This is a genomic window from Pseudomonas sp. 5Ae-yellow (assembly GCF_014077575.1).
GTDB lineage: Bacteria > Pseudomonadota > Gammaproteobacteria > Pseudomonadales > Pseudomonadaceae > Halopseudomonas > Halopseudomonas neustonica.
This window is the reverse complement of sequence record NZ_JACGWE010000056.1, coordinates 1-13,624: the sequence shown is the minus strand read 5'-3', so window position 1 is coordinate 13,624 and position 13,624 is coordinate 1. Positions and strand designations below refer to the sequence as shown.

Annotated in this window: 14 protein-coding genes and 3 pseudogenes; 9 read left to right on the top strand and 8 right to left on the bottom strand. The window is 56.2% G+C overall.

Features of this window, described 5'->3' with window-relative positions; genetic code table 11:
* A partial coding sequence (locus tag H4J77_RS18030; RefSeq protein ID WP_182249808.1) for a transposase occupies nucleotides 1–100 on the bottom strand: 100 nt, incomplete at its 3' end.
* A gap of 70 nt (nucleotides 101–170) precedes the next feature.
* On the opposite strand from H4J77_RS18030, the pseudogene H4J77_RS20425 reads away from it, so the two are divergent.
* Nucleotides 171–374, top strand: a pseudogene (locus H4J77_RS20425) (BPSL0761 family protein); the annotation flags it as partial.
* 105 nt (nucleotides 375–479) lie between these two features.
* On the opposite strand, the gene H4J77_RS18025 reads toward H4J77_RS20425, so the two are convergent.
* The 3 genes from H4J77_RS18025 to H4J77_RS18015 form a co-directional block, all read right to left on the bottom strand.
* Complete coding sequence (locus H4J77_RS18025) at nucleotides 480–782, bottom strand: hypothetical protein (protein ID WP_259364919.1); 303 nt, start codon at nucleotides 780–782, stop codon at nucleotides 480–482.
* Nucleotides 783–959: 177 nt separating this feature from the next.
* Nucleotides 960–1,250, bottom strand: a complete 291-nt coding sequence (locus tag H4J77_RS18020) for a hypothetical protein (RefSeq protein WP_182249806.1) — start codon at nucleotides 1,248–1,250, stop codon at nucleotides 960–962.
* Nucleotides 1,251–1,390: 140 nt separating this feature from the next.
* Complete coding sequence (locus tag H4J77_RS18015; RefSeq protein ID WP_182249804.1) at nucleotides 1,391–2,092, bottom strand: SOS response-associated peptidase; 702 nt, start codon at nucleotides 2,090–2,092, stop codon at nucleotides 1,391–1,393.
* 100 nt (nucleotides 2,093–2,192) lie between these two features.
* Between H4J77_RS18015 and H4J77_RS18010 the strand changes: the two genes are divergently transcribed.
* From H4J77_RS18010 to H4J77_RS17995, 4 genes and pseudogenes are all read left to right on the top strand, one after another.
* Nucleotides 2,193–2,630, top strand: a complete 438-nt coding sequence (locus H4J77_RS18010) for a LexA family transcriptional regulator (RefSeq protein WP_182249802.1) — start codon at nucleotides 2,193–2,195, stop codon at nucleotides 2,628–2,630.
* Nucleotides 2,623–2,862: pseudogene (locus H4J77_RS18005) on the top strand (DNA polymerase V subunit UmuC); the annotation flags it as partial. The gene H4J77_RS18010 and the pseudogene H4J77_RS18005, both read left to right, overlap by 8 nt.
* A 59-nt stretch (nucleotides 2,863–2,921) precedes the next feature.
* Nucleotides 2,922–3,941: a site-specific integrase gene (locus H4J77_RS18000; protein ID WP_182249800.1), complete on the top strand. Its 1,020-nt coding sequence runs from the start codon at nucleotides 2,922–2,924 to the stop codon at nucleotides 3,939–3,941.
* Nucleotides 3,938–6,172, top strand: coding sequence for an integrase (locus tag H4J77_RS17995; protein ID WP_310735011.1), 2,235 nt, complete (start codon nucleotides 3,938–3,940; stop codon nucleotides 6,170–6,172). The genes H4J77_RS18000 and H4J77_RS17995 overlap by 4 nt, the downstream gene beginning before the upstream one ends.
* A gap of 41 nt (nucleotides 6,173–6,213) precedes the next feature.
* On the opposite strand, the gene arsJ is transcribed toward H4J77_RS17995, so the two are convergent.
* The 4 genes from arsJ to H4J77_RS17975 form a co-directional block, all read right to left on the bottom strand.
* On the bottom strand, nucleotides 6,214–7,431 hold the full coding sequence (gene arsJ / locus H4J77_RS17990; protein WP_182249798.1) for an organoarsenical effux MFS transporter ArsJ: 1,218 nt from the start codon (nucleotides 7,429–7,431) through the stop codon (nucleotides 6,214–6,216).
* Between the two features lie 13 nt (nucleotides 7,432–7,444).
* Nucleotides 7,445–8,449 (bottom strand): ArsJ-associated glyceraldehyde-3-phosphate dehydrogenase, encoded by a 1,005-nt coding sequence (locus H4J77_RS17985; RefSeq protein ID WP_182249796.1) that lies wholly within the window; start codon nucleotides 8,447–8,449, stop codon nucleotides 7,445–7,447.
* A 71-nt stretch (nucleotides 8,450–8,520) separates the two neighbouring features.
* Entirely contained in the window at nucleotides 8,521–9,231 is a 711-nt protein-coding gene (arsH, locus tag H4J77_RS17980) for an arsenical resistance protein ArsH (RefSeq protein ID WP_182249794.1), read from the bottom strand.
* 18 nt (nucleotides 9,232–9,249) lie between these two features.
* A complete protein-coding gene (locus H4J77_RS17975; RefSeq protein ID WP_182249792.1) occupies nucleotides 9,250–9,624 on the bottom strand; it encodes a metalloregulator ArsR/SmtB family transcription factor in 375 nt (124 codons plus the stop codon).
* Between the two features lie 91 nt (nucleotides 9,625–9,715).
* Between H4J77_RS17975 and H4J77_RS17970 the strand changes: the two genes are divergently transcribed.
* The 4 genes and pseudogenes from H4J77_RS17970 to H4J77_RS17955 all read left to right on the top strand — a co-directional run.
* Nucleotides 9,716–10,777, top strand: a complete 1,062-nt coding sequence (locus H4J77_RS17970) for an ArsO family NAD(P)H-dependent flavin-containing monooxygenase (protein WP_182249790.1) — start codon at nucleotides 9,716–9,718, stop codon at nucleotides 10,775–10,777.
* A gap of 54 nt (nucleotides 10,778–10,831) precedes the next feature.
* Nucleotides 10,832–11,257: an arsenate reductase (glutaredoxin) gene (gene arsC, locus H4J77_RS17965; protein WP_182249788.1), complete on the top strand. Its 426-nt coding sequence runs from the start codon at nucleotides 10,832–10,834 to the stop codon at nucleotides 11,255–11,257.
* A gap of 56 nt (nucleotides 11,258–11,313) precedes the next feature.
* Entirely contained in the window at nucleotides 11,314–12,351 is a 1,038-nt protein-coding gene (arsB, locus tag H4J77_RS17960; protein ID WP_182249786.1) for an ACR3 family arsenite efflux transporter, read from the top strand.
* A gap of 78 nt (nucleotides 12,352–12,429) precedes the next feature.
* A pseudogene (locus H4J77_RS17955) lies at nucleotides 12,430–13,461 on the top strand (DUF4113 domain-containing protein); the annotation flags it as partial.
* Nucleotides 13,462–13,624: the final 163 nt, after the last annotated feature.

Sequence of the window (13,624 nt, the reverse complement as noted above, 5' to 3'; positions counted from 1 at the left end):
GAGAAGTACAAGCCTGGGGAATGCTATATCCTTGATCAAGCACCAGGCTGGCTGCCTCCTGCTTGAACTCGGGTGAAAAAGTGCGTCGTTTCCTGGTCATCTGACACCTCGCTTAGGGTGGCGATTTCACCACCTACGTTGGTGTCCGGGATTAGTAGACCACTACACATGAGCGCACCAGGTCTCTCGTTCAGGCACGAGAGGTGATGCTCGAATTATCGAAGGACAGTTCGGTAGCTGAATCCTTACGGAGCCAAATTAAAGTTGTACTGCGTCACTATCCATCCAAACAGGAGGTTTTGCTGATCGGCAAAAGGGATGAGAAATGCGGAATTGGAGACCCCTTGCTCTCCTCAGATACGGAGTATAGGTAAGCTTTTCCTAAGAAGAGCCTTTCTTGCAACTAGGAAGACGGGCAGGTTTTGAATAGCAGGCCCAGTAAGGCTTAGCCGCTCGCTCGTGGTTAAGCCGGAATAATCTCAATTTCCCTCGGTCTCATCGATTGGCTTGACCGGCCAGAGCCACGGCTGATCCTTGCTTGGCCGATCTACTAGCTGAAAAGAGACTCCTGCCACGACTTTGCGCCGTGGTTTGGCAATTGCCAGTATTAATTCCGTGCCATCCGCCCGCTCTTCAACGATGAAACCGCCCTTAGAAATCACTACGGTTTGACCAGCCTGCTTAGCTTTCTCGTAGGCTGATCGAGTGGCTGCTGCGGCCATCTCCGGGATTTTTTCTTCAAGCCGCCTGATTGCTTCCTCGGCCATATCTTGAGCTTCCATGTTTATTCTGCGCTCCATCCTCGTTCATGTAATACGTCTATTTAATTCTTCTGAACCGCCCTTGGTTAGGCACCTGTGAGCGATTGCTACAGCCTCTGAGACTGTAAAACCCTAGAACGGGTTTCCGACAGCGGCTGAATTGTGCATCAGAAAAAAGGTGTGCTTAGCATCCAGAATTCAGTCACCTGCAGACATCCCGAACCGTTCATCATCTTTGTGCGAATCCAGATCTTCGCTGAACATGTTCTGTGTCCGTCGCTCTTGTCTGAGATAAGCGAGCGTCCCAAAAAAACACCCTTCGCATAGGTGCAGCTCATACAGTTCGCCATCGTGTTCGGATCCATAGCCCCAGTGGGCCTTTAGTGTGGCGAACTGAAGGCCACCTGCGGGTACCTCGGTGGAACACTTACAGACGTCACACACCACATCGGTAACGCCTTCGACTTCAACTTTTTCGATCACCTTCATCCGAAGCTCCTGTTGTACCAGCTCTATTGGATATTCAGTATAAACGTACCTAAACAATAGCTCCGATATAGAGCACGGGAGCCGTCGGCAGTAATCTCCGGCTAATTTATCCCCGCATAGCGAGGCGGGGCGCGGTCAGGCTAGTCAATCGGCTGTATCAGCCCCGGACCTTTGTTCTTGACGTTTCCTACGTCCTTGCCCACGTCATACCACTCGAATGAGGCCACCGGCTCAGCGTGATGCCTCGCCAGGGCCTCAGCGCTTTCGGCAGGTAGCCTATTGTCTAGCCACTCGCGCGCGACGTCAGGCGGGAGTACAACCGGCATACGATCATGAATGTCGACCAGTCCCTCATCACTTGCGCTGGTGACAATGGCAAAGCCGTTTGTCTCGCTTGCCTCACGATTATCGCCCCGGGGGAAATGACCGATCGCGGCATAGAACATCGGTTCGTCCGATTTAAGTCTTATGTAATAGGGTTGTTTGCGTTTTGAGTCATCCGGATCCTTGACCCATTCGTACCAACCGTCTGCCGGCACCAGGCATCGGCCTGACGTCCATACGGATCTCCAATATTTACTAGTCACTGCTGTTTCCAGCCTGGCGTTGATGGCGGGAGGGCGCTTACCTTTTCCTCTCGCCCAGTGTGGGGCGTATCCCCAGGGCACTGAGCTCATGCGCAGCCCATCATCATCGAAATGCAGCAGCTGCACGTTAGTGGTAGGAGCTACGTTGTAGCGGTCGATGGACTCATCGCTTGGCTCAAAGGCCAGCGGCGCCTGCCAATTGAGCTTCTCCAGGTAGCGGACCTGGGCCTGGTATTGCGTGAAACGTCCGCACATTTTGCGTTCCGGCTATCTGTTAGTTACACCTTTCTTTGACCCTCAATCGTCGATTTCGTTTACTGTATGCATATACAGCATTAAGCAAAGGTTATTGAGTATGAATACCGTCACCATTTTGGGCCCTGTGGGCATCTCCGAAAGTGAGCTGCCGTTTTTTTCGTCCCGTGTCCCGGCCGGCTTCCCGTCTCCAGCGCAAGATCACATGGAGCAAACCCTTTCGCTCGATGAACTATTGGATATTGATGCACCGCACACCTATCTGGTGCGTGCTGACGGTGACAGCATGACCGGAGCAGGCATTATGGACGGGGATGTGCTGGTGGTAAGTCGTGCGCTGTCTGGCCGTCATGGCGACGTGGTGATCGCAGCAATCAATGGTGAGACCTTCGTTAAGCGATTAGCTGTGCGCGGGGAGGAGGTCATCCTGCTCTCGGAGAACCCTAAATACCCTCCGCGTTATGTGCTTGAGGGCGATGACTTGTTGATTTGGGGTGTAGTTACCGACAGCATCCGGAGGCACCGCTGTCATGGCTGAGCCCGTATTTGCACTGATCGATTGCAATTCGTTTTACGCCTCTTGCGAGCGAGTATTCCGACCGGACCTGAGTCGGGTGCCGATTGTGGTGCTAAGCAATAACGATGGGTGCGTCATAGCGAGAAGCGCAGACGCCAAGCCTTTTGTGAAGATGGGTGAGCCCTATCATCAGATAAAAGGCACCCTTCAGCGCAACGGCGTATTGGCCTTCAGCAGCAACTACGCCCTCTATTAAGTTAAGTGGAATGCTTTTGAGCTAGTCTGATTTCGTTGACGCTCAGGGGGCGCCCCATGACCACTCCGCCATTGCACGCACAAGTGTTAGCTCGCCATCCCAGTGCTCAAGAGTGGCTGGAGCTACTGGGTAACCTGGGGCGTGCGCCGGCCACCCTTGACGCCTATGGCCGTGCCCTTGCGCATTACTTGTTACATTGCGAAGGAAGCGGGTTGAGACCCGAATCCGCGACATTCGAACAGGTCACGCTCTACATCCGTGAGCTGTTACCTGGCGCAAAGAATGCAGTGGCAAATTCAACCTTGCAGCAACGGCTCACCGCCATCAGGTTATGGTACGACCACCTGGTTTTCCAGGGACTTCGCAAGCAAAACCCTGTCCCTCGTGGACAACATGGTCGGCTATTACAAGTGCCTGGACATGAAGGGTTCGTCAGGGGCCTGGTCCCACGGCTGACTAAGCTGCCACAGATTCCGACCGATGAGCAATGGCGCCACTTTCTCAGTATTGCGGCTAGGTCGTCTATCCGTGATCGGCTCATGCTGTCGTTGGCGTATTTTGGGGCTCTCCGCCGTTCCGAGTTGATAGCCTTGCGGATTGAAGATTTAGACGTTGCACATCGCCTGATCTCGATTCGAGCGGAAACGACCAAAGGGAAACGCAGCCGTGTCGTGTGCTATAGCCCAGACATTGCACCTACCTTAATAGCGCATCTACATGCTCTTCGCGGCGCGGGCTGGATTCAGGGTTCGTTGTTTCGGTCTGAGTCGGACCGTAATCGAGGCTCGTCACTGACCCGTTGGACGTGGAGTAAATTGGTCGAAGGGTGGGCCAGGGAAGCAAACCTACCGCACCTGAGCACGCACACCTTTCGCCACCTTCGGCTTACCCATCTGGCCCGTGCTGGCTGGAAGCTTCATGAATTGACCACATATGCTGGCCATCGAGACCCCAAGACTACTTTGGTTTACCTGCACCTGTCGGGCGCCGATCTAACTGCAAAAATGGCGCATTCCGTCGGTAGTCTCGATGCTCGCATGTTCTTTGAGCTCTTCGAGTCTCAGGCATCGCAATGAACGCTCCCTCCCCGTATGTTCCGTTCGATGCGAGCCAGTACGAACGTCAAATCGACCTATCGAGTCTGGAGCTGACCATACTTTCGAATCGCATTCGCCGCTCAGACTGGCGCTACCTACAGTCTGAGGTGCCTGGGCTTATGAGGCCGCTGGCTGATATAGCGGCTCACAGCGGCGTTTCTCGGCGATTAGCAACGTCTTCAGTCGCAACCATTCTTTGGAGTGTCTTCAAGACTGGCAAACCTTACTGGTGTTGGTCTGAGTCGCAGTGGTTGACCTTGCTCTGTAGTCGAGCGGGATCACGACCGTACCTCGCTTCTGTTGCCTACCACCTCGGCGGTTTTCAAACCCCGCAGCGTATCGCCAAATTCCGGCAGCCGGCGATATACGCGTCTTTTATCTTCGGCCATGAAGTGTTCAGACATGAGCACGCTCGCTTGAGCCAATCCTTGAGATCGCTGGGCTACGCTGCCCGCCATCTTGAGCAGTTCCTTTCCAGTGTGCTGGGCGCCTTGATGCTGGAAAACGGCGATCCGCGACTGGAGACGTTCACTGAGGAACTGCTGCTCAAGGGCCAACAGCATCGAAGTGAAGGTATCGCGAGATCAGTCGGAAAGGTGTCTCACGGCCTCGCTGCCATGGGGATTCTGGCGAAACCTCTGCGCATGCGAGGCTATATCTCTTGGCGGGAGAAAAGCATCGAAGGTATCGACGCTGGTTGGACAATGTGGTGCCGTCGCTGGCGAGACACCTCCACCTTGCGCCCCCGCACACGTGAAAGTAATTACAGTTTTATATTGAGGGTCGGTGTCTGGTTAGCGCGTGAGCAACCAAGTATTGCCGCGCCCACCGATTGGAGAATGTCCACTTGCGCTGCGTTTATCGCTGCTGTTGACCGGATGAGGGTCGGTGAGTGGGCTTTGGAGTCGGCAAAGGGAACACTGCTCAAAGGACTTGGCCAGCCTATTGCTGCCAATTCAAAGCGTGGCTTTCTGCATGCCTTGCGGCGCTTTTTCACAGACTTTGAACTCTGGGGCTGGGGGCGTCTAAAGTTCAGTCCCCGTCATCACCTGGCCACGCCGCGATCCGTGGCGTTTAATTCGGGCGTCAACCCGCGCGTTATTGATGATTCGACTTGGCTCAAGCTGATCTGGGCGAGCCTAAACCTCGAACGTAAAGATTTACTTTCAGAAATCCACTATCCCCTGTCGATGGTACAAGCCATTGCTGTGGTGTGGACTCACGCGGGCCTGCGCAGCAACGAAATTATGCGGCTGGACAAAGGGTGTGCGCATCCTCAGACCAATGATGTGGTGCACGAGGATGGAACCATCGTTCCAGCGGGGACCTTGTGCTATCTCGATATTCCTGCCAGCAAGACATTCAAAGCGTTCGTCAAACCGGTAGCAGTGGTCGTGAAGGAGCGCATCGACGCCTGGCTGGCGGATCGGCCTACCAATCAGGCCGCGCTGCTCGATGAGCGAACCGGGGAGAAAGTCAGCTACCTATTTCAGTTTCGCGGCAAGCGCATAGGCTCCGGAGTCATCAACGGCACCATCATTCCAATGCTATGCGCCAAGGCAGGTGTGCCGCTAGAGGACAGTCGCGGTCGAATCACCAGCCACAGAGGGCGTGCCTCCGCAGTGACGGCGCTTGCCAGCGTTCCTCAAGGCATGTCGTTGATCGAGCTGATGCAGTGGTCGGGCCACAGCTCGCCAACTTCGACTTTGCACTACATCCGAATTCGGCCAACCAAGCTGGCGGCATCCTTCGTTAAAGCCGATCAAATGGCGCACATGGTTTCCGTCTTGATCGACCATGACGTAATCGCACGCCATTCAGACGAGCCCTACACTTTCTATGACCTGGGCGACTCGTATTGTTCGAATCCCTTCTGGAGCAGCTGCCCACATCGCATGGCCTGCGCGGGCTGCGACTTCAATTTGCCGAAGGTCAGCGCCAAGGCTCAAGCGTTGGAGAGCAAGCAGTCTGTTAGACGCCTTCTGGAAACCGTGCCATTGACCGCCGACGAGCAGGAGATCGTCAAAGGAGATCTGAAAAAGCTGGATGGCCTCATTCGTAAGCTGGAAAACGTGCCCACCTTGGATGGCCGGACGCCAGGTGCCATCGCCACCCAGCAGGTCGGAGCGATGGCGCGGCCCGATGCTGACACGGTTGACGCAAATCGCGTCTCGCATCAAGCCTTATGCGACGCGGACCGTAAAGAGTAGCTCCGATCGTCGTTGGGTTATTCGCGCTGGCCGGCGCTACGCTAAGCTTGCGTGTGTCTCGGCAATGTAATCGATATCATCGCCGCTATCGTTACGAAGAGACTTGATATCCAGAGACATGCTTCCAGGCCGTAAGCCTGATATACCCAGCCAGATAGCAGGGTACCGATTAACCGGCCCATCGCATTCGACATGTAATAGAAGCCTACATCCAGCGATACGCCATCATCCTTTGCGTAGCTGACGATCAGGTAACTGTGCAGCGATGAATTGATCGCAAACAGTGCGCCGAAAACCCATAAGCCGCCGATGAGTACGATTTGCGGGGGGTAGCCGAACTCAAGGCCCAACGCGATACCGGCAGGCAACCCAGCCAGAAGCAGCGCCCAGATCAACGCCGCCCGGCCATCCGGAGCCTGGCCGCTGCGAGTCCGCGTGATCGAGGGGGCAATCGACTGCACGATACCGTATCCGATTACCCAGCTGGCCATGAAGCCGCCCACCAACCAGAAATCCCATCCAAATACGGCGCTGAGATAGACCGGCAGCGCGATCACGAACCAGACATCGCGCGCGCCGAATAAGAACATCCGCGCCGCAGACAAGATATTGATCGCGCGGCTCTTGGACAGTACATCGCGGAATTTTGGCTTCGCCTTCGCCTTCCCGAGATCCTTCTTCAAGAAGATCACGCTGCTCATCCAAACCGCACCGAGAACAGCGGCCATCACAAGCATCGCGCCTTTGAAGCCGACCGTAGCCAGAAGCATACCGCCCAGGAAGAAGCCCACGCCCTTCAATGCATTCTTTGAGCCGGTCAGAATCGCGACCCACTTGTACAAGGTCCCTTGTTCGGTGTCCGGCACGAGCAGCTTGATAGAGCTCTTCGCCGACATCTTGTTCAGGTCCTTGGCGATGCCGGATATCGCCTGGGCGCCCATCACCAGCGGAACGGTCAACCAGGCGGTGGGCACGGTGAGAACCAGCAAGGCGATAACCTGAAGTGCTAGGCCGATGTTCATCGTGCGGTTCAGACCCAGACGTGCCCCGAGATAGCCGCCAACTAGGTTGGTGATTACCCCAAAGATCTCGTAGAACAGGAAAAGCGCTGCAATTTCCAGCGGCGTATAACCGAGCGCATGAAAATGCAACACAACCAACATGCGCAGCGCACCGTCGGTGAGCGTGAACGCCCAGTAATTGCCGGTTACCAGCAAATACTGACGAACTTCCAGCGGCAGCGCTGCTAATGCTTTCATCGTATCGCTCCGCTCAGCTGTTCGATCCGACCAGCTTGGCCAGCTCAACAGTCCGGTTCGCGTAGCCCCACTCGTTGTCGTACCAGGCGTATATTTTCACCTGCGTACCGTTGACCACCATCGTCGACAATGCATCGACAATCGAGGAGCGCGGGTCAGTACGGTAGTCGATCGACACGAGCGGACGCTCCTCATAACCGAGAATGCCGGCTAACGGCCCGTTCGCTGCAGCCTGGAACAACTTGTTTACTTCTCCAGCCGTGGTTGGCCGCTCGACTTCAAACACGCAGTCCGTGAGCGAAGCATTGGCCAGCGGCACCCTGACCGCGTGGCCGTTAAGGCGGCCCTTAAGCTCCGGAAAGATCTCCGCAATCGCCGTCGCGGAGCCGGTGGTCGTGGGGATCATGCTCATGCCCGAGGCGCGCGCCCGGCGGAAATCCTTGTGCGGCTGGTCGAGGATGCTTTGGGTGTTGGTCAGGTCGTGGATGGTTGTGATGGAGCCGTGTTTGATACCCAGGTTTTCGTGGATCACCTTGACCACCGGGGCGAGGCAGTTGGTGGTGCACGAGGCCGCCGTGACAATGCGATGCTGCGCCGGGTCGAACAGTTGCTGGTTAACACCCATGACGACATTAAGCGCTCCGGCCTCCTTCACCGGCGCGCTGACCACCACGCGCTTCACACCCTGATCGAGATAGGCTTGCAGCAGTGATACCGTTTTCATCTTGCCACTGGCTTCGATGACCAGATCGCAGCTGGACCAGTCGGTATCGGCGATGGCCTTGTTCGCCGTAACCTGCACCCGCTTGCCGCCAATGATAATCGCATCGCCTTCGCTCGATGCTTCGTGCGCCCAGCGACCATGGACCGAATCAAAGTTGAGCAGATGCGCATGGGTTGCCGCATCGCCGGCCGGATCGTTTATTTGGACGAAATCAAGTTCCGGCCAATCCCACGCGGCACGCAAAGCGAGCCGGCCAATCCGCCCGAATCCGTTGATTCCTACCTTGATAGCCATGATCTGTTCCTCTCGTTGAGTCAGCAACAAGCGCTGAAATAGGTGGTGGATGCCAGGCTTGCGCCCCGCTTTTAAATCGAAGCTTGATTGACGCGGCGAGACAACTCCTCGGCCGACTCCTTACGTTCGGAATACCGGTCAACCAAGTAGTCCTTGTCCGCCCGTAGCAATAAGGTGAATTTCACGAGCTCTTCCATGACGTCCACAACGCGATCGTAGTAGGACGAGGGCTTCATACGGCCTTGCTCATCAAACTCAAGGAACGCCTTGGCCACAGAAGACTGGTTGGGGATCGTGAACATACGCATCCATCGGCCCAACACGCGCATCTGATTGAGCGCATTAAACGTTTGCGACCCACCGGACACCTGCATCAGGGCGAGCGTCTTGCCTTGCGTCGGACGCACCGCGCCGATACTCAGGGGTACCCAGTCTATCTGAGCCTTCAGGACGGCGGTCATTGCGCCATGACGCTCCGGAGAGCACCAGACCTGTCCTTCCGACCAGGCCATTAGGTCGCGCAGCTCCTGAACTTTCGGATGGTCTTCCCCTGCATCGTCGGGTAGCGGCAAGCCTGCCGGATGAAATATGCGTGGTTCGGCGCCGAATGCTTCCAGCAATCGGGCAGCTTCCTGCGTCAACAGCCGGCTGTAGGATCGCTCGCGGTTCGATCCGTAGAGCAGCAGGATGCGTGGCTTGTGTGCAGATGCGGGGCCCTTGAAGCGCTCGGGGAGCGGAATCTGAGTGTGGTCGGGCGCGAGATTCGGGAGATCATCGTACATAGTTCGTTCCTGTGATACTTAGACGCCCAGAGGGCGATTGTTACAGCGGTCCGCGCTTCCGGTGGTTCCGGTCATGAGGCTTAAACGCTGCAGATCTTCCGCGATCCAATGTGCATTGGCGGCCAGAACGTGCGCAAGCACCTCGCGGACCCAGTCTGGAAGATCGGGATGTAGGCGGTAGTAGACCCACTGGCCCCGGCGCTCATCGGCGAGCAGCCCGCACTCGCGCAGCTGCGCGAGGTGCCGCGAGACTTTGGGCTGGCTTTCCGCCAGGGCTGCGGTGAGCTCGCACACGCACAATTCATCCAAGCTCGCGATGAGCAGGGTAAGTCGTGCTCGGGTCTCATCGGCCAGGCATTTAAACAGGCTTACCGGCGTTAACGATTCGTGCATAGGATTCTGCCTGATATATTTGATTTGCCAAATATATGGGAAAGTGAATATGCTGTAAACCAATGCAATCATTCACAGGGAGAAAGGATCCTTGTCAAACGAACAGCTCATCGACGTGGTTGTTATCGGCGGGGGGCAGTCAGCTCTTGCTACGGCGTACTTCCTGCGGCGGCACCAGGTGCCCTTCGTCATCCTGGATGATCAGCCAGGCTTCGGTGGCGCCTGGCAACACGGCTGGGATTCATTAAGGCTGTTTTCACCGGCACAATGGAGTTCTATCTCTGGCTGGCAGATGCCGTCGGCCGGGGATGAGCATCCCGGTCGTACCGAGGTTATTGATTATCTGGCGGGCTATGAAAAGCGCTATGAGCTCGATGTGCGGCGCCCGGTTCATGTTGATTCGGTCACGGTGGAGGGCTCGTTGCTGCGGATAACGGCTGGCGGGGACAGTTGGCTGGCACGTGCCGCGGTCAGTGCGACAGGTACCTGGGGTAAGCCGCTGATTCCGTCATATCCGGGTGCTGAAACTTTCCAGGGTGAGCAGCTCCATTCGGCCTATTACCGCAGCCCTGAGCCGTTCCGTGGCAAGCGGGTGCTGGTGGTTGGCGGCGGTAACTCGGGTGCGCAGATTCTGGCTGAGGTATCGCGCAGCAGTGAGACCACCTGGGTCACCCTGACGCCGCCAAAATTCCTGCCGGATGATGTTGATGGTCGGGTTCTCTTCGAACGGGCCAGAGAGCGTTGGCGCGCCCAACAGGAAGGCCGGTCTGTGGAACACCTGCCAGGTGGGTTTGCCGATATCGTCATGGTGCAACCGGTACGCGAGGCGCGGGAGCGAGGTGTTCTGCAGGCTCAGCGTCCGTTCGAGCGGTTTTCAGCCGATGGAATTGTTTGGGCCGATGGCAAGAAACAAAAAATGGACGTGGTCATCTGGTGCACCGGCTTTGCGCCGGTGTTGGACCACTTAGCACCGCTGGGCGTTCTCGAAGAGGACGGCAGAGTCCTAGTGGAGGGTACACGCTCCGTCAAACAGCCGAATCTGTGGCTGGTCGGCTATGGTGACTGGACCGGGATGGCCTCGGCAACCCTGATCGGCGTGAGTCGCAGCGCCCGGCAGACCGCTGACGAAATCGCGGCGGCACTGAATGATTAAGGCGAGCCAAAAATTTGAGGTTCGTTGCGAATAATACTGACGATAGAGGTTTCTATGCGGCCCCTGATTTATCACAACCCTGACTGTGGAACTTCACGCAACACTCTGGCAATGATGATTGATTCTGGTGAAGATCCAGCAGTAATTGAATACCTGAAGCATCCGCCATCGCGGGGACAGCTTGTGATGTTGTTGCAAGCGATGCATATGGGTCCGCGTGAGCTGCTCCGGCGCAAGGGTACTCCCTATGAGGAGCTTGGGCTCGATGACACCAGCTTGGGGGATGATGAATTAATCGATGCGATGCTCGCGCATCCAATCCTGATTAACCGACCGATAGTCGTTACCGATAAGGGGGCGCGGCTGTGCAGACCGTCGGAGCGAGTGCTGGAGCTTCTCGACCGTCCGGTTTCCCGATTCGTGAAGGAGGATGGTGAGGTTATCCATTACCCGCCAAACACAGCTCCCACAGTCGATTAGGCCAAGGTTACAAGAGCGCCACAACACATTCGAAACGTTTTTATCGGAAGCAGTATATGGGATTTTTTGAACGCTATTTATCAGTCTGGGTATTTCTGTGCATTGTCGCCGGGACCGTGATCGGCCTAGTGGCCCCTGAAGCCGCACAGGCGGTAGGACAGTTGCAGATTGCGCAGGTCAACCTACCGGTAGGCATTCTCATCTGGGTGATGATCATTCCGATGCTGATGAAGATCGACTTCTCTGCACTGAGCGAAGTCTACGACCAGCGGGCGGGCATGGGTGTGACTCTTGCCGTCAATTGGTTGATCAAACCGTTTACCATGGCCTTACTCGCATGGATTTTCCTGCGCCATGTATTTGCCGACTGGCTCCCTGCCGAGCAGATAGACAGCTATGTGGCGGGACTCATCCTGTTAGGCGCGGCACCCTGCACGGCGATGGTGTTCGTGTGGAGCAACCTCTGTAATGGCAACGCCAATTTCACCTTGAGCCAAGTCGCCATCAATGACCTCATCATGGTGTTTGCCTTCGCACCCATTGTCGCGTTGTTGCTGGGTGTATCGTCCATTCCAGTACCGTGGGAAACGTTGATATTGTCGGTGGTGATGTACATTGTGATTCCCCTGGGAATCGCACAGTGGTTGCGAGCGCGCCTGCGCCGACAAGGCGAGTCGGTATTTAACACGGCGCTGTCCCGTATCAGCCCTTTTTCGATGATCGCGCTGCTGGCAACGCTGGTGTTACTGTTTTCCTTTCAGGGTGAGACGATTGTCGAACAACCCCTAATCATTGCCATGCTGGCTGTGCCGATTCTCGTACAAACGCTGGTGATTGCGGCAGTGGGATACTGGTTGTGCCGGAAATTGAAGGTGCGCCATGATGTCGCGGGTCCTGCGGCGATGATCGGTGCATCCAACTTTTTTGAGCTTGCTGTAGCGGTAGCCATTGTGCTGTACGGATTCAATTCTGGAGCTGCTCTAGCCACGGTTGTGGGCGTCCTGATCGAAGTGCCCGTCATGCTGTGGCTGGTGCGCATGGTCAAGCAGACCCAGACGTGGTACCAGGCGGGTTCTGGCGCGGGTGTGCCGTAATTACGGTAGATGTGTTCTGGTGTGGGGTTCTAAGAGCGAATTGAGTCGACTGTCCTTGCTTTTCCATTCCACATAAACGGAGACCTCAGCGAACGCGTGATGACCGTGATCGAAAGTCTGGTGCCAGCGCTCGAGGTCTACTCGATAGACGAGGCGTTCGCCGACCTGACAGGAATCGATGAACGGGAGAAGCTGGGCCGTGAGATCCGTGCGCAAGTTCTGAAGTTGACGGGAATCCCCACCGGGGTGGGCATCGCGCAAACCAAAACACTGGCCAAGCTGGCCAATGCTGGGGCCAAGCGTTGGCAGAAGCATAACGGCGGCGTGCTCGATATTTGTGATCCACAGCGACGAGACAAGTTGTTGAAGGTCATGCCGGTTGACGAGGTGTGGGGAGTGGGCCGGCGCATGAATGAGCATTTGACTGCAATGGGAATCAAGACTGCTTGGGATCTAGCGCAGGCGGATGCCTGGTCGCTACGTAAGCAATTCTCCGTCGTGATCGAGAAGACAGCCAGAGAGCTACGAGGTACGCCTTGCCTCGAACTGGAAGAAGCCGCCCCGCCCAAGCAGGAAATCTGCAGCAGTCGGGCATTCGGACAGCGGCTCTACGAAATCGAACCGATAAGAGAGGCAGTCGCGACCTACGCCTCCCGTGCTTGCGAAAAGCTCAGAGCACAGGGCTCCCTGTGCAAACGTGTCCGCGTGGCCATCCGCACCGGTATGTTCAATCCCGAGGAGGCCAAGTTCGCCAAAGGTATTGTTTGCGAATTGCCTTACCCCTCTGACGACACCCGGCTGATTGTTCGTGCTGCATTGCAGGGTCTGGACGCCATCTTCCGCGCTGGGCACGCATATGCCAAAGCCGAGATCATGCTGCTCGACCTGCGACAGCAGGGCGAGTTCACCGACGACTTGTTCACGGAGACTCAACCAGCCGCGGCTGAAAAAGTGATGGGCGTACTGGATGAAATTAACAGCCGGTGGGGAAGGGGAACGCTCCGCCCGGCTCGGGTACCGATTACGCCTGGATGGGGCATGAAGCGAGAGTTGAAGAGTCCTAGTTATACGACAAGATGGGACGAGCTTTGGAGTGCTCGGTGTAGGTGATCTGCGGTCCAGGATTCGGAGGGCTAGCTTCCGTCTGCTTTCGGCCCAGGGTGTGTAAAAACGTCCTGACAAATCCTTGCTATGATTTCCGACACTTCCATCGCAAGGATTCCCATGAAACGGTTTATCCAGGGTGAACACCGAGGTCAAAGCACCTTGCTTC